Source organism: Gilliamella apis (genome assembly GCF_002142155.1).
Classification (GTDB): Bacteria; Pseudomonadota; Gammaproteobacteria; order Enterobacterales; family Orbaceae; genus Gilliamella; species Gilliamella apis.
Window position 1 is genome coordinate 105,931 of sequence record NZ_NASD01000004.1, and the last position, 22,559, is coordinate 128,489.

General features: G+C 34.9%; 16 protein-coding genes and 1 pseudogene. 6 read left to right on the plus strand and 11 right to left on the minus strand.

Annotated features, from left to right (window positions below):
• Positions 1-64: 64 nt before the first annotated feature.
• Both ligA and zipA read right to left on the minus strand, forming a co-directional pair.
• Positions 65-2,137 (minus strand): NAD-dependent DNA ligase LigA, encoded by a 2,073-nt coding sequence (gene ligA / locus B6C84_RS03265; protein WP_086321019.1) that lies wholly within the window; start codon positions 2,135-2,137, stop codon positions 65-67.
• 177 nt (positions 2,138-2,314) lie between these two features.
• On the minus strand, positions 2,315-3,235 hold the full coding sequence (zipA, locus tag B6C84_RS03270; protein WP_086321020.1) for a cell division protein ZipA: 921 nt from the start codon (positions 3,233-3,235) through the stop codon (positions 2,315-2,317).
• A gap of 380 nt (positions 3,236-3,615) precedes the next feature.
• Here zipA and B6C84_RS03275 point away from each other — a divergent pair, with 380 nt between their 5' ends.
• Entirely contained in the window at positions 3,616-4,812 is a 1,197-nt protein-coding gene (locus B6C84_RS03275; protein WP_086321021.1) for an efflux RND transporter periplasmic adaptor subunit, read from the plus strand.
• 19 nt (positions 4,813-4,831) lie between these two features.
• Complete coding sequence (locus B6C84_RS03280; protein ID WP_086321022.1) at positions 4,832-8,041, plus strand: efflux RND transporter permease subunit; 3,210 nt, start codon at positions 4,832-4,834, stop codon at positions 8,039-8,041.
• 179 nt (positions 8,042-8,220) lie between these two features.
• On the opposite strand, the gene ruvC is transcribed toward B6C84_RS03280, so the two are convergent.
• The 7 genes from ruvC to B6C84_RS11800 all read right to left on the minus strand — a co-directional run bounded on the left by ruvC (position 8,221) and on the right by B6C84_RS11800 (position 13,619).
• Complete coding sequence (gene ruvC / locus B6C84_RS03285) at positions 8,221-8,709, minus strand: crossover junction endodeoxyribonuclease RuvC (RefSeq protein WP_034901596.1); 489 nt, start codon at positions 8,707-8,709, stop codon at positions 8,221-8,223.
• Positions 8,709-9,452: a YebC/PmpR family DNA-binding transcriptional regulator gene (locus B6C84_RS03290; protein WP_034901594.1), complete on the minus strand. Its 744-nt coding sequence runs from the start codon at positions 9,450-9,452 to the stop codon at positions 8,709-8,711. The genes ruvC and B6C84_RS03290 overlap by 1 nt, the downstream gene beginning before the upstream one ends.
• A 288-nt stretch (positions 9,453-9,740) precedes the next feature.
• Positions 9,741-10,037: a DNA-binding transcriptional regulator Fis gene (fis, locus tag B6C84_RS03295; protein ID WP_034883623.1), complete on the minus strand. Its 297-nt coding sequence runs from the start codon at positions 10,035-10,037 to the stop codon at positions 9,741-9,743.
• Positions 10,038-10,053: 16 nt separating this feature from the next.
• Positions 10,054-11,052 carry a tRNA dihydrouridine synthase DusB gene (gene dusB / locus B6C84_RS03300; protein ID WP_065614114.1) on the minus strand — a complete coding sequence of 333 codons (999 nt, stop codon included), beginning with the start codon at positions 11,050-11,052 and terminating at the stop codon, positions 10,054-10,056.
• Between the two features lie 35 nt (positions 11,053-11,087).
• Complete coding sequence (prmA, locus tag B6C84_RS03305; RefSeq protein ID WP_086321023.1) at positions 11,088-11,954, minus strand: 50S ribosomal protein L11 methyltransferase; 867 nt, start codon at positions 11,952-11,954, stop codon at positions 11,088-11,090.
• The gene (gene panF, locus B6C84_RS03310) at positions 11,929-13,380 is read right to left on the minus strand and encodes a sodium/pantothenate symporter (RefSeq protein ID WP_086321024.1); all 1,452 of its coding nucleotides are present in this window, start codon (positions 13,378-13,380) and stop codon (positions 11,929-11,931) included. Before panF ends, prmA begins: the two co-directional genes overlap by 26 nt.
• Positions 13,381-13,391: 11 nt before the next feature.
• Positions 13,392-13,619, minus strand: coding sequence for a YhdT family protein (locus B6C84_RS11800; RefSeq protein WP_086321025.1), 228 nt, complete (start codon positions 13,617-13,619; stop codon positions 13,392-13,394).
• Between the two features lie 177 nt (positions 13,620-13,796).
• Between B6C84_RS11800 and ilvC the strand changes: the two genes are divergently transcribed.
• Both ilvC and B6C84_RS03325 read left to right on the plus strand, forming a co-directional pair.
• Entirely contained in the window at positions 13,797-15,275 is a 1,479-nt protein-coding gene (ilvC, locus tag B6C84_RS03320) for a ketol-acid reductoisomerase (RefSeq protein ID WP_065650927.1), read from the plus strand.
• 293 nt (positions 15,276-15,568) lie between these two features.
• Positions 15,569-16,150, plus strand: coding sequence for a cell division protein ZapC (locus B6C84_RS03325; RefSeq protein WP_081300010.1), 582 nt, complete (start codon positions 15,569-15,571; stop codon positions 16,148-16,150).
• 229 nt (positions 16,151-16,379) lie between these two features.
• Here the strand turns inward: B6C84_RS03325 and B6C84_RS03330 are convergent, their stop codons facing one another.
• Positions 16,380-17,480 carry a YcbX family protein gene (locus tag B6C84_RS03330; protein WP_086321026.1) on the minus strand — a complete coding sequence of 367 codons (1,101 nt, stop codon included), beginning with the start codon at positions 17,478-17,480 and terminating at the stop codon, positions 16,380-16,382.
• 92 nt (positions 17,481-17,572) lie between these two features.
• Complete coding sequence (gene greB, locus B6C84_RS03335) at positions 17,573-18,058, minus strand: transcription elongation factor GreB (RefSeq protein WP_086321027.1); 486 nt, start codon at positions 18,056-18,058, stop codon at positions 17,573-17,575.
• Positions 18,059-18,102: 44 nt separating this feature from the next.
• Between greB and B6C84_RS03340 the strand changes: the two are divergent.
• Positions 18,103-20,271: pseudogene (locus B6C84_RS03340) on the plus strand (Tex family protein); the annotation flags it as partial.
• A 636-nt stretch (positions 20,272-20,907) separates the two neighbouring features.
• On the plus strand, positions 20,908-22,389 hold the full coding sequence (locus B6C84_RS03345) for a hypothetical protein (RefSeq protein WP_133052290.1): 1,482 nt from the start codon (positions 20,908-20,910) through the stop codon (positions 22,387-22,389).
• Positions 22,390-22,559 lie beyond the last annotated feature (170 nt).

Here is a 22,559-nt window from a genome sequence, read left to right on the forward strand (position 1 = left end):
TCTCCTTGAGTTTGGGATTAAGCCATTTTGCTTGATTAGCTTAATATATTCCACTATTTTATATTCATTGATTTAATAAATTTATCAATTCTTGTTCATCAATCACTTTTATTCCAAGTTCTTGCGCTTTGGCTAGTTTTGAACCGGCTGACTCTCCAGCAATTACTAAGTCGGTTTTTTTTGAAACACTACCCGTTACTTTAGCACCAAGTTGTTTTAATTTGGTTTTTGCTTCATCGCGCGTTAATAATGATAGAGTTCCTGTTAACACAATGGTTTTGTTAGAAAACGGAGAATCTGTTGTTAACAGTTCTACTTCTACATCTGGCCAGTGTATACCAATTTCCTCACTAATTAATTGATCAATTACCGTGCGGTTATGAGGTTCTTGAAAGAAGTCGATAATACTTTCTGCAATTACAGCACCAATATCATTTACCGATTGTAATTGTTCCAAAGATGCGTTTTCAATTGCTGTTAAATTTCCTAATTGATTAACTAAATTTTCTGCAGTTACTTCACCAACATTAGGAATACCAAGTGCAAAAATAAATCGATTTAAACTCGTATTTTTTGATTTATCTAATGCGTTCATTAAATTATTAGCTAATTTTTCACCAACTTTGTCTAATGAACATAAAATTGGTACTGTGAGTTTATAAAGATCTGCTGGTGTTTTGACATATTCTTTATCAACCAATTGTTCAATTATTTTATCGCCAAAACCTTCGACATTCATTGCTCGGCGAGAAACAAAATGTTTTAAGGCCTCTTTACGTTGTGCCTGACAAATTAATCCTCCGGCGCAACGAGATATCGCTTCTCCTTCATCACGGACAATGATTGAACCACAAATCGGGCAGTGAGTTGGAAAAATAATTTCTTTAGTATCAGCAGGTCTTCGATCTTTAATTACTGCAACAATTTGAGGTATTACATCGCCTGCTCGACGAACGGTAACATAATCACCCTCACGAATACCTAAACGGATAATTTCATCACTGTTATGCAGTGTGGCATTGCTTACAATTACACCTGCAACTGAAACTGGCTCTAATCTTGCCACAGGCGTTATCGCGCCAGTACGCCCAACTTGAAAGTCGACTTTATTTAGCTTTGTTACTTCTTCTTGTGCTGGAAATTTGAATGCGGTAGCCCAACGAGGTGCACGAGCAACGAAACCAAGTTGTTCTTGTTCAGCAATGCTATTTACTTTAATTACAACACCATCAATATCAAAATCTAATGACATTCTTTGCTCACCAATTTGCTTAAAATAATCTAGTGCTTCTTCGGCACCATGGCGAATTTGAACTTTGTCACTTACTGGTAGACCCCAAGCTTTAAATTGCATTAGTCTTGCATAATGAGTATTCGGTAAGTCAGCTCCTTCATAAATACCAACGCCATAGCAGAAAAAAGTAAGCGGTCTTTTGGCTGTGATTTTTGGATCTAACTGTCTTAATGAACCTGCCGCAGCATTCCTTGGATTCGCAAATATTTTTTCGTTGCGTTTTTCCGCCTCTGCATTTAATTTAGTAAAGCCTTTATGTGTCATAAACACTTCACCACGAACTTCTAAACGAGGTGGTATATTTTCACCTTGCAATACGAGAGGAATAGTTTTTATGGTTCGTACATTGGCGGTAATATCTTCGCCAGTTGTGCCATCACCTCGTGTAGCAGCTTGAATAAATTGGCCATTTTCATATATCAGACTTACAGCTAATCCATCAAGTTTTAGCTCGCAACAGTATTCAACGGCTTGATCTTCATCTAACTCTAAACGATCTTTTATTCTTTTATTAAAAGCGATAAAACTTGATTCATCAAAAACATTATCCAGAGATAACATAGGCAGTTGATGTTTGATCGAAGAAAATTGTGATAATGGGGCTCCCCCAACACGTTGAGTTGGTGAGTCAGGGGTAATGAGTTCGGGATGAGTGAGCTCTAGATTTTGTAGCTGTTTGATTAATTTATCATATTCCACATCTGGTATTTCAGGTGTATCCAGCACATAATAACAGTATTCATGATGTCTTATAAGGTTACGTAAAGTCGAGATCTGTTTTATTACATTTTGGTGAGATCCAGATTGCGATACTGAATGTTCAGTTATATTTGATTGTGGCATGATTTTAAACTCTTAAATTAACATGAAGGTTTTTAAATTTATTAATAAAATAGTATTTATAGGTATTTTAGAACAATAGATTTTAATAAAAATTGTCAATTAACTAATATAAGCCAGACTATTCCGCTAATTTTTTAGCGGAATAGTAGCAAAAATGAGGAATTTTAAACTGCTAGCTTAAATTTCATTACAAGCTTTCTTTATGCGTTCTTTATAACTATCGATTTTTTGTGGTGTCATCATGTGATGTTCATCATCTAAAACTACACCATTAACATCATCGGCTATACGTTGCGCAGTTTGTAGCATTAATTTGAAATTTTGTTGATTGTTTCCATGAGTTGGCGCAACCATAAAAATCGATACGCCAGGTGTTGTAAATTCGTGCATAGTTTCAGGATCTAGATGTCCTGGACTGATCATATTGGCCAAACTAAATAATATTGGTCCATTACCGGCAGGGTCAACATGGCGATGAAAAATACGCATATCACCAAATTGGAATCCTGATTGCATGATGCTAGCTAATAGCATATCACCTTGTAGTTCCTTGCCATTTAAGCCAGTAACATTCAATACAATAATTTCAGTTTTAGTTTCTTCACTATCGTCTATCGTAAGTTTTTCTTGTTTTTCAAGTTTTTCTTCCGATTGAGAATGATCAGTTATGATATCCTCACCGACTTTAGTTGGTTTTTCATCTTCAGTATTTTCTTTAACTGGTTGAGCAGTAAAGTTATTCGATTGAAAATCGCTAGTCGATTCATTAGAAACCTTAATATCGATTTTCGGTTGTTGGTCGTCATCATCTGAAAACAGGTCGACTTGACGAGGCAGTTGTTCTTCTTTTACTAATTCTTCATTAACATGGACATTAGTATCATCCTGTTTTGTTTTGCTTTTTGGCGTTAGTAAAATCACATCATCTTCATCATTATAGATGTCTTCATATTGCTGAGTATGTGTTGTGAATTTATCTTTTTTGCCTAACTTAAATAAAGAAGAACGTTCTTTTTTATTGATCCAAAGCCCATGAATTAATAATGCAATAATGACCAAGGATGCAACCACAATTAGAACAGTACGTAAATTATCCATAATACCCACTCAGAATTAAATTAAATATAGATTCAAATTATTCAATAATATAATTGAAAAAAAAGGATTAAAAAATACCACAATGAAATTTTTTTACTTTTTACATTTAAGTTAAATCCATACTTACTTACTTATTACAGTGCGAAAACTATTTGTATATATTACTTTATTTCTACAAATAATCATAATTATCAATAGAATTTTTTTATAAATTCGCTTTTAAATCTAATAAGTCAGTTAATTTTTAGAACTCTGTGCTATTAAGGCGTTAAGACTCTTACAATCTATGCATATTTTTTGTAAAATCTCCGATCACTTTTGAATAATATTCATTGTTTTTATTTAAAAAATAATTATTAAGTTACCGAGGTCTTTTTTATATGAGATTGAATAAGCTATTACTTACTCTGCCAGTGGCATTAACTAGTCTATTATTATTAGCCAGTTGTGATAATAATCAATCACAAGATGGTGCTGGCCAATTACCAAAGGTAACTGTTTTTAAAGTTGAACCTTTAAACTATACCCTAAAAATAAACTTACCTGGGCGGGTTGTTGCTTCCCAGATCGCTGAAATCCGACCTCAGGTTAGTGGGATTGTACTAAATCGAGAATTTGAAGAAAGTTCAAATGTTAAAGCTGGTCAATCACTTTATCAAATTGACCCTGCCATTTATCAAGCGAATTATGATAGTGCAGTGGCCAGTGTAGCTAGCGCTAAAGCTAACGCTAATATAGCTCAACTAACCTTAAAACGTTACGCAGGACTTTTGAATACCAAATCAATCAGTCAACAAGAATATGATAAAGCTGCTGCTGATGCCAAACAAGCTGAGGCAAGTGTTTTAGTTGCTCAGGCAGCAGAGCACGCTGCCAAAGTTAATTTAGACTACACTAAAGTATACTCGCCAATTGATGGTTATATTGGTAAATCAAGTGTGACAGAAGGGGCATTAGTATCAGCAGGACAACCTGCTCCATTAGCTTTGGTACAACAACTTGATCCTATCTATGTTGATATGACTGAAGCTGCAACTCGTTATAATAAATATCTTCAAGATGAAAATATTATTTATGAGCCAGCTCAAGGTGACAATGTTGAGTTATTTTTTAATGATGGTTCAAAATACGCTTTACCAGGAAATATTAAATTTTCAGATATGACGGTTAATGAAACGACAGGAACTGTTACCCTACGATCGCAATTTTCTAATGCTGAAGGAAAAATCTTACCGGGGATGTTTGTAAAACCACAATTGACATTAGGTACAATTAAAAATGCGGTGTTGGTTCCGCAACAAGGCATTACTAGTAACCAAAAAGGTCAGTATACTGCTAAGATTTTAAAACCAGATAATACTGTTGAATATCGTCAAGACATTAAAATTTATACAGGTATAAGTGGTTATTGGGTTGTTACCAGTGGTATTGATGTTGGTGAACAAGTGATTACTACAGGTTTACTTAATTTAACCGCAGTAGAAAGGGGGCAACCAATGAAGGCTCAAGCGGTAGATAAACCAGCTACGCTTTCTCAAGAGCAATTAGACAATATCATCAAAAGCAGCGTGAAATAAAACAGGGGTAGAGTTAATTATGGCTAAGTTTTTTATTGATAGACCTGTTTTTGCATGGGTAATTGCTATCATGATGATGCTGGGCGGTGCTTTATGTATTAAGCTACTCGCTGTTGAACAGTATCCTGATATCGCACCACCAGCTGTTACGGTTTCTGCTGTTTATCCAGGGGCTGATGCTCAAACTATTGAGAATACAGTTACCCAATTGATTGAGCAAAACTTGACTGGCTTGGATAATTTGATCTATATGAAATCAACCAGTAGTGCCCAGGGGGTTGTACAAACAACTTTAACTTTTGCACCGGGTACTAGCCCTGATTTTGCGCAAGTTCAAGTTTTGAATAAAGTAGAGAGTATAAAATCACGTCTGCCAGAAAGTGTGCAAAAAAATGGGGTGTCGGTTGCTAAAAATAATACCAACTTCCTAAAAGTTATTGGTTTCTATTCTACCAATCCTCAAAAAACACAAGCAGATATTGCTGACTTTATTTATTCAACGGTACAAGATCAGATACGCCGTGTACAAGGGGTAGGTGATACTCAGTTATTTGGTTCTGAATATGCAATGCGTATTTGGTTAGATCCAAATAAACTTAATTATTTTAATCTATCTATTGAAGAAATTATTGCTGCCATTCAGGCGCAAAATGCGCAGGTTACAGCAGGGCAACTTGGTGCTTTACCTGCAACGGAAGGACAAGAGCTTAATGCAACCATTACAGCTCAATCACGGTTAAAAACACCTGAGCAATTTCAAAATATTTTAGTTCGAGTTAACACAGATGGTTCAAACATCTTATTAAAAGATGTCGCCAAAGTTGAAATTGGTGCGGCTGATTATAACTTTCTTTCACGTTATGACGGTAAACCATCAGCTGGTTTAGGTATTTATTTGGCGACAGGTGCAAACCAACTCGATACATCAGCAAAAGTTGACCAAAAAATTCAAGAGTTATCACAGATTTTTCCTGAGGATATCAAATTTGCCTATCCTTATGATACAACTCCGTTCGTTAAGTTATCGATTAATAACGTAGTTCATACATTAATTGAAGCAATCATATTGGTTGTTATCGTTATGTATGTCTTTTTACAAAATCTGCGTTCTACACTTATTCCAACTATCACCGTACCAGTTGTGTTGTTAGGTACGTTTGCAGTTTTATATATATGTGGATTTACTATTAATACGTTATCCATGTTTGCTATGGTGCTTGCCATCGGTCTTCTGGTCGATGATGCCATCGTGGTAATTGAGAACGTTGAACGTATTATGCATGACGAAGGGCTTTCGCCTTATGATGCTACTGTCAAATCGATGGAACAAATTACTTCGGCACTAGTGGGTATCGCCGTGGTACTATCAGCGGTATTTGTACCAATGGCATTTTATGGTGGTGCAGCAGGAGGGATTTATCGTCAATTTTCAATCACAATTGTAACATCGATGGCTTTATCAGTATTGATGGCAATTGTATTAACACCAGCTCTTTGTGCGCAAATTTTAAAAGCGCCATCGAAAAATAAAGTTAAGATAACTACGCTAGGCGAAAAATTAGAAAGCATACCTCCGTTTAGCTGGCTTTCAATCGGAACTAAATGGTTTTTTAATAAGTTTAATAATTTATATAACAAGAGTTTACATGCCTATGAAAAAGGTGTGATTAAATTTATTCGTTATCCGCTAATTTCATTTGTTTGCTATGTCTTGATAGTTGTTGGCTTAGTGTTTGGCTTTAACCGTTTACCAACTGGTTTCTTACCAAATGAAGATCAGGGGGTGTTGATTGTAATGGTTGAGTTACCACCTGGTGCGACACTAGAACAAACCATGGGTGTATTGAACAAAACCTCTCAATTTTATATGAATGAAAAAGCCGATTCAGTTAAGGAAATCTTTACCGTTGCTGGTTTTAGTATGGTTGGTCGTGGACAAAACATGGGACTAGGTTTTATTCGCTTAAAAGATTGGGATGAACGGAAACGCCCGGATCAAAAAGTGGATGCATTAGTTGGTAGTGGTTGGGGATTTGCTTCTACTATTACTGAAGGTCGTGTCATTATTACTAATGTACCGGCTGTACCATCACTTGGTATGGCAAATGGTTTTTCTTACATGTTAAAAGATACCGCTGGACTTGGCCATGAGGCACTGATGGGGGCATTTTTCCAATTATTGGGTCAAGCTGCACAGAATCCTAATCTACAACAAGTTCGTCCAGGTAGTATGCTAGATGTTCCACAATATAAGATTAATGTTGATTTTGAAACTGCTCAAGCACTTGGTGTTGCAGTAAGTAGCGTAAATACCGTACTTTCAACAGCATTGGGTTCTGCTTATATTGATGATTTTGTTTATAACAATCGGGTTAAAAAAGTCTATTTACAATCTGATTCGGCTTATCGAATGTTACCTGATGATTTCAGCTTTTGGCATGTTAAAAATCAAAAAGGTGAAATGGTTCCTTATGATGCATTTGCCACTACAACTAAGAGTTATGGCTCGCCATCTTTAGTTCGTTATGATGGAGTTGCAGCCATGGGTATCAGTGGATCAGCTGCACCAGGTATGAGTTCTGGACAAGCTATGGCAATAATGGAAAAATTATCTAAAAACTTACCAAAAGGTTTCTCGTATGATTGGACAGATATTTCTTACCAAGAACGTCAAACAGGTTCACAAACGACAACACTTTATCTTATCTCACTTATTGTAGTGTTCTTATCATTAGCTGCATTATATGAAAGTTGGACTGTACCTATTTCTATCTTGTTCGTTATCCCATTAGGTATTATTGGTACCGTATATGCAACTATGTTTAGAGGCCTTGATAATGATATCTACTTTATCGTTGGTCTATTAACAACGATGGGTCTATCAGCTAAGAATGCTATTTTGATCGTAGAATTTGCTAAAGATGCGTTAGAAAAAGAAGGTAAGTCATTAATTGATGCAACATTAGAAGCTTGTCGCTTACGTTTACGCCCAATTTTAATGACTTCATTTGCCTTTATCCTCGGTGTTTATCCACTAGCTACCAGTAGCGGTGCCGGTTCTGTAAGTCAGAGGGCGGTAGGTACAGGGGTTATTGGTGGTATGTTAACGGCAACGTTCTTAGCGATATTCTATGTTCCGTTATTCTTCTTATTTATAACGAAATTATTCACTAAACATAAGAATAAAGTGGTGTTGCCAGCTAACTATACTGGTAAAACAGAGAAATAGTTAATGAATAATTAATATGAACTTAAAGCACCAATAATATTGGTGCTTTTTTTTATCTAACTTTTAATTGATTGTTTATTTGATATTTTAATTTAATGTTTTTATTCGGTTGAAATAAAAGTTGAGGAAAGGGGTTTTTAGGCTATAAAAGCAGGACATTAATAAATAATAGTTTCAGGTTATCTATGTGATTTGATTAATTGTTGACTCATATGGGCATGGGTAATTGCTATGGCTAGTGCATCTGCCGCATCCGCCTGAGGACTTGCTGGTAATTTCAATAGTAGTTTAACCATATGTTGAACTTGTTTTTTGTCGGCAGCCCCAGTGCCAACCACACTTTGCTTAACCAAGCGAGCAGCATATTCAAAAACAGGTAAATCATGATTGACTGCAGCAACAATTGCAGATCCTCGTGCTTGGCCTAATTTTAAAGCAGAATCGGCATTACGTGCCATAAAGACTTGTTCTATAGCAAACATGTCTGGTTGAAATTGAAGAATAATTTCACTTACACCTGCATAGACACGTTTTAATCGTGTGGGTAAATCATCGACAGCAGTGCGAATACAGCCACTGCCAAGATAGGTAAGTTGTCGTCCCGTCTGACGAATTACGCCATAACCCGTCAAACGAGAGCCTGGGTCAATACCCAGAATGATAGTCATTAGAGTGTTGCAGCAACTTCGTCTGACACTTCTCCGTTATGATAAACCTCTTGAACATCATCACAATCTTCAAGCATGTCGATAAGACGTAGTAGTTTTGGTGCAGACTCAATATCAAGATCAACTTTGGTTGCTGGAATCATTGAAACTTCAGCTGATTCAGCTACTAAACCGGCTGCATCAAGTGCATCTTTAACTTCACCGAATGATTCTGGTGTAGTAAATACATCAATTGCACCATCATCATAAGTAACCACATCATCCGCACCAGCTTCAAGCGCAGCATCCATTACTTGATCTTCATCAGTTCCAGCAGGATAAGAGATCACACCTTTTTTAGTAAATAAATAAGACACTGAACCATCAGTACCTAAGTTACCACCAGTTTTAGTAAAAGCGTGACGAACTTCAGATACAGTTCGGTTTCGGTTGTCACTTAAGCATTCAACCATTACTGCAGTACCTGCAGGTCCATAACCTTCATAGATGATAGTTTCCATATTTGTATCATCTTCACCACCGACACCACGAGCAATTGCTCTGTTCATGGTATCTCGAGTCATGTTGTTAGATAATGCTTTGTCCATAGCAGCACGTAGACGAGGGTTAGACGCTGGATCGCCACCACCAAGTTTTGCTGCGGTTACAAGTTCGCGAATAATTTTGGTAAAGATTTTACCGCGTTTAGCATCTTGAGCTGCTTTGCGATGTTTGGTATTGGCCCATTTACTATGACCTGCCATAAAATTCTCCAGATTAAATAATTTAAAAATCGTGCTATTTTAACAAACTTTTAACTAAAGTTCATTATCAATCTATTTATTGATTTTATACTTGAATATAATCAGAATTTTTCTTATTTACACTTAAAGTATGAAAATGAAATGAACTGATTTTCATCAAAAGGTAAATTTAATTTTTATTTCTTATCAACAAAGAGAAATATAGCATAGGAAAAAAATTAACAAACAAAAAGCGCCTTATTGATTAGGCGCTTTTAAATTATCTAACAATATATGTTTAAGTATCGACTAACTCATTCCATATTGTTTTAATTTTTTGCGTAAAGTACCACGATTGATACCAAGCATATTTGCTGCTCGAGTTTGATTGCCACGAGTATATTGCATAACCATATCAAGGAATGGGTGTTCAACTTCAGCTAACACTAATTCGTATAGATCAGTAGGATCTTCACCATTTAATTGTGATAAATAGTTTTTTAAAGCCTGTTTTACCGAATCTCGCAAAGGTTTTTGTGTTATTTGGTCTTGTGAGTTTACAGTTGTAAATTTAAGTGCTGCAGCTGTAACGCGTTGTTCTGACATAGTATATTTAACTCTTTTATTTGTTTCTAATTTGACTAAAAAATGCTTTTAGTGTTTTTACTTGCTCACTTGTATTGCTAAGTACACTAAATAAGCGCCTGAATTGATCACTGTCAGCATAGTTCTTGGTATACCAATTTACATGCTTTCTGGCAATCCGTAATCCTTTGTATTCTCCATAGAATTGATAAAGTTCTTCAAGGTGTGTTAACACTATTTGCTCAACTTCATCAATTGACTTATTTTTCTTTAACTGTCCGTGTGCTAAATAGAATGCAATTTCTTCAAATATCCAAGGTCGCCCTTGTGCCGCTCGGCCGATCATTATACCATCAGCTTGCGTATATTTAAAAACATCTTTTGCTTGTTCTGGGGTACAAATATCACCATTTGCAATTACCGGAATAGTTACCTTTTCTTTAACTGCTTTAATGGATTCATATTCGGCCTTTCCATTGAATAAGCATGCACGACTTCGCCCATGAATAGTAATGGCCTTTATGCCACAATCTTGCGCAATTTGTGCGATTTCAATGCAATTTCTATTATTTTTATCCCATCCAGTCCGAGTTTTTAATGTTACTGGTACATCAACAGCACCAACAACTTTCTGCAAAATAGTTTTTATCAGTTCTGGATACTGCATTAAAGCAGATCCAGCTAATTTTTTATTCACTTTTTTAGCTGGACATCCCATATTAATGTCAATTAACTGAGCGCCATGCTTGACGTTAAATTCAGCAGCTCTTGCCATTTCATCCGGGTCTGAGCCAACGATTTGAACTGCACGTATACCGACATCATCACTTGAAATCATTCTTAATGCTGACTTGTCAGTATGCCAAACGTCAGAATTTGCTAAAAACATTTCAGAGACAGTCATCCCTGCACCAAATTTGTGACATAAGTTCCGAAACGGTTTGTCACTTATTCCTGCCATGGGGGCTGCAATCAGATTGTTTTTTAAGTTGACCTTTCCGATACTAAGCGAATTAAGGCCGGCTATATTACGCATTTTTTCTCGAAGTTAAAAGGGGTAATGTTAATTTTTTATAATTTTTTACCAGTTATACGGCACCATTCATCTTGTTCAATAACCTGATCAAGTACAAACTCAGTTTGATATGCATCACATACGCTTTGTGATTGATTAGCTAAGATACCAGATAGTCCAAGTTCTCCTGATGGTTTTACTAATTTACTAATCTGTGGTTTAAGTTCTTTCAATGGTCCAGCCAATATGTTAGCTACTACCACATCCGCTTGTAAATTATCAGGAATATCTTTTGCTAAATAAAGCTCAATCTTTCTACTTACTTTGTTGCGCTCAGCATTGTCTCGACTTGCTTGGATCGCTTGAGGATCAATATCAATGCCTATAACTCTTGCTGCCCCTAATTTTAACGCAGCAATGGCTAAAATACCTGAACCACATCCGTAATCGATCACAATTTTGTTAGTAAGATCGAGACTATCTAGCCAAGTTAAGCATAAAGCTGTCGTAGGGTGAGTCCCTGTACCAAAGGCTAAACCAGGATCTAACATTACATTAACCGCATTGGGATCTGGTATTTCACGCCAGCTAGGGCAGATCCATAATCGTTTACCAAATTGCATTGGATGGAAATTATCCATCCATTCTCGTTCCCAGTCTTTATCTTCCAATTGTTCGATTTTATAAGAGTATTGCTCAAGATTTAAGATTGCTTTTAACTCATCAATATCTGTTTCAGCATCATATAATCCGACAACATCGGTATTTCCCCAAAGTTTTGTTTCGCCAGGTAAAGGTTCAAAAACTGGGTTATCAAAAGTATCTTGAAAAGTGACTGACACAGCACCTGATTCTTCTAATTGTTCGCTAATACTTTCAGCTAAATCACTAGTAGTGTTAATTCTGAGTTGAATCCAAGGCATAATTTTTTCCTATTTGGCCCAAATGATTGGCAATAATAAATATAACTAATCCAATAAGTAATGAAGGTACTATTGGATGGAAAGCATAAATTTTAATGTTATAAACAGCAAGTAGTGTGTAGCTTATAGCACCAGAAATCATCGAGCACAATGCCCCTGTTGAATTAGCTTTTTTCCAATATAGTCCGAGTACTAGAGGCCATAAAAATACCGCTTCAAGTCCACCAAAAGCTAACAAATTTAGCCATATAATCATTTCTGGTGGGTTCCATGCAGCGACAATTAATAAACCACCAAAAATAAAGGTGATGATAATTGATATGCGAGTAAGCATTTTATCACTAAATTTAGTATTTGGTCTCATCGTTAAGAATAGGTCTTTAATAATTACTGATGAAACTTGTAATAATTGTGCATTAATGGTGGACATAATTGCTGATAATGGTGCTGCCAAAAAAATTCCTGCGGCTAAAGGTGGTAAAACCTTTATAATTAGTGTTGGCACAATTTGGTCTGGAATCGTTAAATCACTTATTATTGCTCTTCCAAGGGCACCAGATAAATGCATAGTTAACATGATGATTGTTACAACTGTAGTACCAATAATAATGCCTTGATGAACCGCTTTACTATCTTTATAAGCCATGCAACGAACAGCAGTATGTGGTAAACCAACAACCCCAAAGCAGACTAGAACCCAGAACGAAGCCATAAAAGGGAAGTCCATAAAATTGTCAGGGCCTTGAGGTGTTAATAAAGCAGGATCGATCTGATTTAAACGATCCATAATATTTGTAATGCCACCACCTGCATAAATAATGGCAACTAATAGCAAAATAGCGCCAATTATCATTACTAATCCTTGAAATGCATCATTTAATATGCTGGCTCTAAACCCGCCAAAGGCAGTATAAATTACTGTACCGATACCAAAAATAAGTAATCCTATATCATAGGGAATACCTACAGATGATTGTAATAATCGGGCTCCACCGACAAATTGTACTGTCATCGCACCGATAAAAGCAGTAATTAGAGCAATACTTGCAAACCATACAATCATTTTACTTTTATAGTGAGAATAGAGCATATCACTTAGCGTAATAGCATTATATTTACGCGCTAAAATAGCGAATTTTTTTCCTAAAATACCAAGTGAAAGTAGTACAGTAGGAACTTGGATCATGGATAAAAGCACCCAACCAAGGCCATATTTATAAGCGGCACCCGGCCCGCCAATAAATGAACTGGCACTAATATAAGTCGCAGCTAAAGTCATCGCCAGTAAAAAACCGCCCATAGTCCGATTACCAATAAAATAATCAGTAAATTGGTTCACTTTTTTTCGTTTTGCATATGCATAAATTGATAATGCAAATACAAATATAAGATAAATAACAAGAGGAAGAATAATATCTAATTGCACGGTTTAATGGCCTATTCTAGTGGAATATTTTTAAATTGTTTTTTTACTATAGCAAAACACAACAAGATAAAACCCAATGGTACAAATATGCAAGATAGTTCAAACCATAATGGAAAACCCAAAAATCCGGTTTGATTTTTGACAGTATATGCAGTGATTACCCATGCAGCGAAGTAAATGATAGTCAGTAGCAATGAAAGTTTTGCTTCTTTATTAGCCTGCTTGTAACGAGTATCCATATTAAATAAATGGTTAAGTGATTTGGGGTGGCTTAGAGTAAAAGAAAGTAGTTAACTTAGCAAGTATATTGCAATTTATGCAACATAATATTCTAAATATATCAATTTCCGCAATTATGCTTTTACGGTATAGTGCATACAACTTAAATATCAGAAATTCAACTCATGGAGAGAATAATGTCAAATTATTTTAATACACTAAATTTACGCGAAAAATTAGAACAATTAGGTCAATGTCGTTTTATGGCGCGTGATGAATTTGCATCAGAAGCTAATTTTTTAAAAGGCAAAAAAATTGTCATCGTAGGTTGTGGTGCACAAGGTCTTAACCAAGGACTAAATATGCGTGATTCTGGTTTAGATATCGCTTATGCATTACGTAAAGAAGCCATTGATGAAAAAAGAGCATCATGGAAAAAAGCTACTGAAAATGGTTTTAAAGTAGGAACTTATGAAGAATTAATTCCAACAGCTGATTTGGTTATCAACCTTACTCCTGATAAACAACATTCTGCTGTAGTACAAGCTGTACAACCATTAATGAAAAAAGATGCGGCATTAGGTTATTCACATGGTTTTAATATTGTTGAAGTTGGTGAAAAAATCCGACCAGATATTACTGTTGTTATGGTTGCGCCAAAATGCCCAGGAACAGAAGTTCGTGAAGAATATAAACGTGGATTTGGCGTTCCAACCTTGATTGCTGTGCATCCAGAAAATGATCCGAAAGGCGAAGGTCTAGCAATTGCTAAAGCATGGGCGGCTGCAACAGGTGGTCATCGTGCAGGTGTTTTACAATCCTCTTTTGTTGCTGAAGTTAAATCAGATCTAATGGGTGAACAAACTATTTTATGTGGAATGTTACAAACTGGATCATTACTTTGCTTCGATAAATTGGTTGCTGATGGCGTAGATCCTGCATATGCGTGTAAATTATTGCAATTTGGTTGGGAAACGATCACTGAAGCATTAAAACAAGGTGGTATTACCTTAATGATGGATCGTTTATCAAATCCAGCTAAATTACGTGCTAATGCATTAGCTAAAGAATTAAAAGTGATCATGACTGATCTTTATCGTAAACATATGGATGACATCATTTCTGGTGAGTTTTCATCTACTATGATGAGAGATTGGGCTAATGATGATGTTAATTTATTGAAATGGCGTAAAGAAACTGGTGAAACTGCATTTGAAAAAGCGGCAGAATATCAAGGTAAGATTGATGAACAAGCTTATTTCGATCAAGGTGTTGTAATGGTTGCTATGGTTAAAGCTGGTGTTGAACTTGCCTTTGAAACAATGCTTGAATCTGGCATTTTACCTGAATCAGCTTATTATGAATCATTACATGAGTTACCACTTATTGCAAATACCATTGCCCGTAAACGTCTGTATGAAATGAACGTGGTTATTTCAGACACCGCTGAATATGGTAACTATTTATTTGCTAATGCTGCTGTACCATTATTAAAAGAGAAATTTATGCCAATGTTACAAGCAGGTGATTTAGGAAAAGCAATTCCTGAAGGCAGTGTTGATAATGCGCAATTACGTGATGTTAATGAGGCTATTCGTCATCATCCAATCGAAGTTATTGGACGTAAACTTCGTAGCTATATGACTGATATGAAACGTATTAATGTTGCAAGTTAATTTTATCAATCGATTATTAAAAGGTGCTAAATAGCACCTTTTTTTATGCTAAAAATTTGTTAATTACAATTATATGAACTTACTATTTCTATTCAAATTAAATTTGATCCGAAAGGATCATTAAGATCTATATTTGGATCTAACTTAGATCATTTGGATCTTTGATAAATTGCAATAAAATTTTTAAAAATTAAATAATTAAAATTTTTTTATTTTAAATTTTTATTTATTTTTTATATAAATTATGGTATATTTTGTTCAAATTTAGTTCAATTTGAAAGGATGAAATATCAATGAAAATGGCTTTTCGACCAACAGATAGCTGGCGTTGGTATTTTGATAATGAATATGACAGTTTAATGCTCGAAATTTCATCAGAAATGCTATTTCGTTGTAATTATGCTAGCAAAATATTAATCCCAGATGTATTTAATGAGTTTTCTTTTTCAGTTGATGATGCAACGGCTTACTACCAGTTTTATGATAGCTGTCAATCATTGGCGTTAACTGACTCACAAAAAATTGAATTATCCATTAATGCAATTGTTGCCGCAAACTTTTTAAAGCCACAAATGCCTAAAAGCTGGTATTTTTCTCAACAGCCAATGCTTTACCAGCCTAAAGTAGCAGATATTGTTACTGTAAATATGCAAGAAACTGGCCAACAAATATGTTTATTGGTGGTTGAAGCGGGTGAGAACGCCTCACTTTGTATTATTGCTCAACCAACGTTTATAGCGATGAACAAAACCTTTTACTTTTCAGAAGCAATCAAAGTGATGAATGACAGATTAGCTTTAGTTAACACACTAGTAGAAACAGAAAATTCAATAGGTTCTGAGCATGAACAATTAGAATTAAAAGCTATTTCTTAATTAACATAATTTTATTTTAAATGAGTAGCTACCTCTACTCATTTATTCATTTGTAACATGGTGTAGTCTTCGTATCAATTTAATATTATTGAAAAAAGCTTAAATCGCATTTTATAATGATTCAAAGAAAGTACAGTTGTAGAGTGCGAACACAGAAATATAAATAAAAAAATAACTTTCTAAACATCCATAATAACCTTTTATCTATATTTTAATTTTAATAAATTTCTCATTTTGCTAGTTCTATAGTGATATCACCTTTTGGTATACAACTACAAGCAAGAATACGTTTATTTTGTTTTACCGCTGATTGAGTTAATGATTCTACATTGCCTTTTTTTAATAATACTGAGCAGCGGCCACAAACTCCGGCTCGACAAGAATTAGGTAGTGAAATATGATGTTGTTCGAGTTGTTCTAAAATTGTTTGCTGATTATTACCAACAATTTTTTTATCTTCGAATGTAATTGTACACGGTTGAGAGTCTTTTGTTGCTTGTTTAGGGAAGTTTTTTATGTAATTTTTAGCTGGTTGCCGCTCAATTATCTCAATTTTATCACCAATAGATACAGTGCCATGATTGCGAGCAATCATATTCATGCCGAAATCGATTTTACCTTCTCGATCCGCTCTAAAGTAACTTAAAGTTCTCAATGGTTCATTATTAGGTAATGCTTTGGCTGAATTGATATTGAATGTGGTTAATACACAACGAGTACAAGGTTTAACAATATCAAAAATTACTTCGCCTATTTTAATCGTTTTCCAGCCATCTTCAGCAAACGGAATAGCTCCATCAATAATAATATTGCCACGAAATTGGCGAATATCTAATTTTTCTGAGCACTGTTGTTCCAGATAATTGAATGAAGCTTGATTTAATAATAAATAAGGATAACCATCAGCAAAGCTTACCGGTACATCAGGATAGCGTTTAGTTTTTCTGGTTAGATGTTTACCTATCCAGCGTATTTGTACATCTTTTTCGAGAATATTACTAAAAAATTGATTAACTTTTATTGGTGCAATATGGGAAGTGAAGTGATTTCCCCAGACCTCTGTGGCTTCATTGCTTAATGAAAACTCATCAAAATCAATAATTATTGATTCGTTAGTTGGCAGCGAAACCGCTATCTGATTGTTGTGTAATGTGGTTTTTAGTTTCAACAGTTCTGGATATTGTCTAGCCGTAATAAAAGTGCCATCAGGTTCACTTAACATCAAAACGCGGTCATGTTCAAAACCACCATCAATACTATTGGCTACTGTTAATGCAATACCTTGCATTGATTTAATCGGATAGATAAATAGTTGGTTAACTTTGATCATTATGTTTAAAAATTTAAATTTATTATTAAATAAAATTATATAACCAATTTCTCATAGTAGCAGAATAAATACGGTAAATTATTTTAATTTACTTAATCATCTAATTGTTTATAACTGATATCAACAATAACGTAATACGTTTTACCATTAGGTGTTACAACTGATATTTCATCATCAATTTTATGACCTATTAACGCTCTAGCAACAGGACTATTAATTGATATCCAATTTTTTTTCGGATCAAATTCATCAGCGCCAACAATACGATAAATGTGCAATTCTCCAAATTCATCTTCTAATTTGACCCATGCGCCAAAAAAAACCTTACCTTCTTGACGCGGATCAGGATCGACAATTTTTAAGATCTCTAAGCGTTTAGTCAAGAATCGTACTCGTCTATCAATTTCTCTTAGTCGTCTTTTTCCATAGATATATTCGGCATTCTCACTACGATCGCCAAGTGCGGCCGCATCAGATACCGCTTGGGTTACTCTTGGTCTTTCTTCTTTCCATAAATATTTCAGTTCACGATCGAGTGCCAAGTAGCCTTCTCTTGTTATATAATTAGCTTTTTGCATGATGAATATAAATTCCGTTAATCGACAAGATATACAGAGATACCATGATAAATAATCAAATAAGCCATATTATAGCGGGTGAATTAACCGTAAAACCAGAACAAGTTTTAGCAGCCATTCAATTATTAGACGATGGAAGCACCGTGCCATTTATTGCTCGGTATCGTAAAGAGGTAACGGGAGGATTAGATGATACCCAGTTACGTACTTTAGATAGTCGTTTAAGTTATTTGCGAGAACTTGAAGATCGTAAACTAACGATTTTAAAATCAATTGAGGAACAAGGTAAATTAACCTCTGAATTAAGCCAAAAAATTACCAATACCCTTAGTAAGACCGAATTAGAAGATCTCTACCTCCCTTATAAGCCAAAACGTCGTACTCGTGGGCAAATTGCAATTGAAGCAGGTCTTGAACCACTTGCTGATGATTTATGGCAACGCCCAGATCTCAATCCAGAAGCAGAAGCAGAAAAATATATTAATACTGATAAAGGTATTACTGATACTAAATCTGCATTAGATGGTGCGCGTTATATTTTAATGGAGCGTTTTGCTGAAGATGCAACTTTACTAGCTAAGGTTCGTCATTATCTTTGGAATAATGCCCACCTTGTTTCTCAAGTTATTGCCGGTAAAGAAGAAGAGGGCGCTAAATTTAGAGATTATTTTGCTCAAAGTGAACTTATTTCAAAAGTGCCTTCACATCGGGCCTTAGCCATGTTTCGTGGTCGAAATGAAGGATTTTTACAACTTTCTTTAAATGCAGATCCTCAATATGAAGAAGCACCTAAAGAGAGCTATTGTGAGCAGATCATTACCGAACATTTAGGCATTAGATTTAATGATCAACCTGCTGACAAATGGCGAAAAGCAGTGATCAATTGGACATGGCGCATTAAAATCTTAATGCACATGGAAACTGAACTTATGACTACGCTGCGAGAACGAGCCGAAGAAGAAGCCATTAACGTTTTTGCGGCTAATCTCCATGATATGTTAATGGCGGCACCGGCGGGCATGAAAGTCACTATGGGTATGGATCCAGGTTTACGTACTGGTGTTAAAATTGCCGTTGTTGATGCCACCGGAAAACTAGTTGCTACCGAAACTATCTATCCACATACAGGTCAGGCGGATAAAGCGGCAATGGTTGTTGCTGCGTTATGTATAAAATATCAAGTTGAACTTGTCGCAATCGGTAATGGTACTGCTTCACGAGAGACTGAACGTTTTTATCTTGATGTTCAGAAAAAATATCCAGAAGTCAAAGGTCAAAAAGTAGTTGTAAGTGAAGCTGGTGCATCTGTTTATTCGGCTTCAGAACTTGCGGCACAAGAGTTTCCTGATTTAGATGTATCAATTCGGGGAGCAGTTTCAATTGCTCGACGCTTACAAGATCCATTAGCTGAATTAGTTAAAATTGATCCAAAATCGATAGGTGTTGGTCAATATCAACATGACGTAAGCCAAACTCAACTTGCGAAAAAACTTGATGCTGTGGTTGAAGATGGGGTTAATGCGGTAGGCGTTAATTTAAATACCGCTTCAATGATGCTACTTGCACGTATTGCCGGTCTTAATAAAGTTATTGCTCAAAATATTGTCAATTGGCGAAACGAAAACGGTAAGTTTGCCGATAGAAAACAATTATTAAAAGTGCCACGATTAGGTCCCAAAGCTTTTGAACAATGTGCTGGCTTTTTAAGAATTATGGAAGGTGCAAATCCGCTTGATGCATCAGCCGTTCATCCGGAAGCCTATCCTGTTGTTGAAAGGATTTTAGAAAAAAATCATAAAGCCTTAAAAGACATTTTAGGTGATTCGAATTATCTTAAATCACTAAAAGCTATCGATTATGTGGATGACCATTTTGGTGTACCGACAGTAACGGATATTATTAAAGAATTAGATAAACCAGGGCGCGATCCTCGGCCAGAATTTAAAACCGCACAATTTGCCGATAATATTGAAACAATGGAAGATTTAAAAATTGGCATGATTATGGAAGGAGCGGTAACTAATGTAACTAATTTTGGCGCTTTTGTGGATATCGGTGTGCATCAAGATGGTCTAGTTCATATTTCAGCATTATCAGATCGATTTGTTGATGATCCGCGAAGCATAGTAAAAGCAGGCGATATTGTTAAAGTGAAAGTAATAGAAGTTGATATTGTCCGAAAACGTATTGCTTTATCAATGCGTTTAGATGATACAGCTACGCCGAAACTTGATAGTAGCAGATCGGCTAACAATAAGGTATCTAATAAAAATCAATCTGCTGCCACGCTGACTAACAGTGCTATGGGGAATGCATTTGCTGCGGCATTTAAAAAAGGCAAGTAATTATATATCAAAATAAAAAGAGGGGATTTATCCCCTTTTTGATTATTGAGATATAACTTAATTAGTATCTTTAATTTTAAATTCTTCAATGAATTAGTATTAATAAACGGAAAATAATTTTTTTTACTATTCCCTTATCAAAGTATAATCATATATAATAATGCTACTACTGAATTTGAATTAATTATTAACTGTTTTCAAATTCAGTTTCTTTATTGAGTCTTACCTTTTTAGCTTTTCCAAATTTTGTCTGATGTTCTTATTTTACAAGTTTTAAAATTTAGGATGTTACGATTTAAGTCTTAAACAACAATCAAATTGTTGTAGTCAAATTATTTTGTTCGAGCCGTGTATTAGATATGGATGAATTTCTGTTAGAAAAATAACGATTTTAATTGTCTTAGCTCTGATATTAACGGGTAACAATTTTTGAACAACTTATAAAAATTGTTAATTCACTAATGCTTCAAATCAATAATCTTATTCGGATAGGCGGAGAAGTTTATGAGTAGAGGAGTAGCGATGAATAATTGTACTGTTGTTTTAAAAAAAATTTCTTTGAAATTATTTTTCAAAAAGAGATTATTTCTATTAATGTTATTGATTTTTTCCAATAATCTATTTGCAATTTTATCATTCTCCGTGACTACGCAAATGTATATTCATGGTAATGCTCCTGAGATTCAAGTGTCAGGTGGTACAAAAGCGCTTAATGGTATTCAACTAAAATTGCAGGTACCAAACAGTGATCCTCTAGTTATTACTCCTGGTTCATCTAATCAAATATCAGTTGCCTTTGATACTTCACCAAGTATGTATTCGTTTGATGTTGATTTTTCGACTATGACTAATGATGATATTATTGATATTGACGGTGATTATTTGGGAAGTAGCAATAATTTTAAAGTGGATAGTGTAACAGCTGAATGGCGTGATAGTAATAATAATATAATTCCTTCTGATTCAACAGCTCCATTAGGTAGTAATATTTGTAATTCAGCTACTTATAAAGGTGATTCAACACTAAAACTTACTTTTAGTATTTCTGCTAAAACTCAGTATGGTAATCCCGCCGAATCTCAGCCTAAAGAAGTTTCAAAAACATTTACCGTAAAAGCTAACGATGGTATTTGTTATATAAGACCAGGGGTATTAGCCATAATTGCAAAAGGTGGTTGGATCGAAACGGATAATTGGATGTCTTACGGTGCAGATACTATCAATCGTACAGATGCTTACAATCCAGATCAATTTGTATTACATTCAGGATTTAAAGCTTCAGCTACTGATTCAACTGGTCATCATTTCCCTACCACTGCATTTCCTGAAGCAAGATTTAGAATTGTACCCGTCAATGCAATATCTAATTATACTTATACATTAGTTAAAAATCCTAATGGTGCTTTAATAAGTACTGCAAGGAGCTCAAATCCAGATTCAAAAAGTGAATTTAAATTTACTGACAATGCTCCCGCAAAAGATGATCAATTTATAATATTAGTAACGAATAATCAGACTAACGCTCAGTTTTATTATCGTTTTTCATTAAATCATTGGATGTATATATACCAACAACAGTTAAATTGGGTAGATTATAATACCGCTGAAAGTTTGTGCACTGCTAATAACGACCGACTACCATCTAGAGCCGAATTAACCAATTCATTTTTAGCTACTGGTGTAACAAATAATGAAAATTGGTATATACCTCAAAACGGTTATAAAAGAGCAATAGGTGAAGGATTAATATCCGAGTGGGGAAAACTGTATCCATATGCGCCTAATGGTATCGATAATTCAGGAAGAGATATGATGAAAGATATAACGGATTCTTTAAAACACTTTGTTGCTTATGACTTTTATTTCACTTACGAATTGTCGCAATTACAAAATAATGGTTGGACAAGGCGTTATAGTGTTGGTTCTGTTGAAGGTAATGTTATTGTAGAGCCAGATTCCGCTTTTACTATGTGTGTTAAGTACTGATAACTTTGCGATATTTTATGTTTCATTACAAAATTGCTAATATTTTGTAATGAAACTTCTTTTGATGCGTTTTAGTTAAATAAATTTATTACTCTAATATATTCTTAATATTATAGCCAAACGAAAAACTTCAATTTTTTGAGCTTGTAGACCTTTTAAGGTAGATAGCT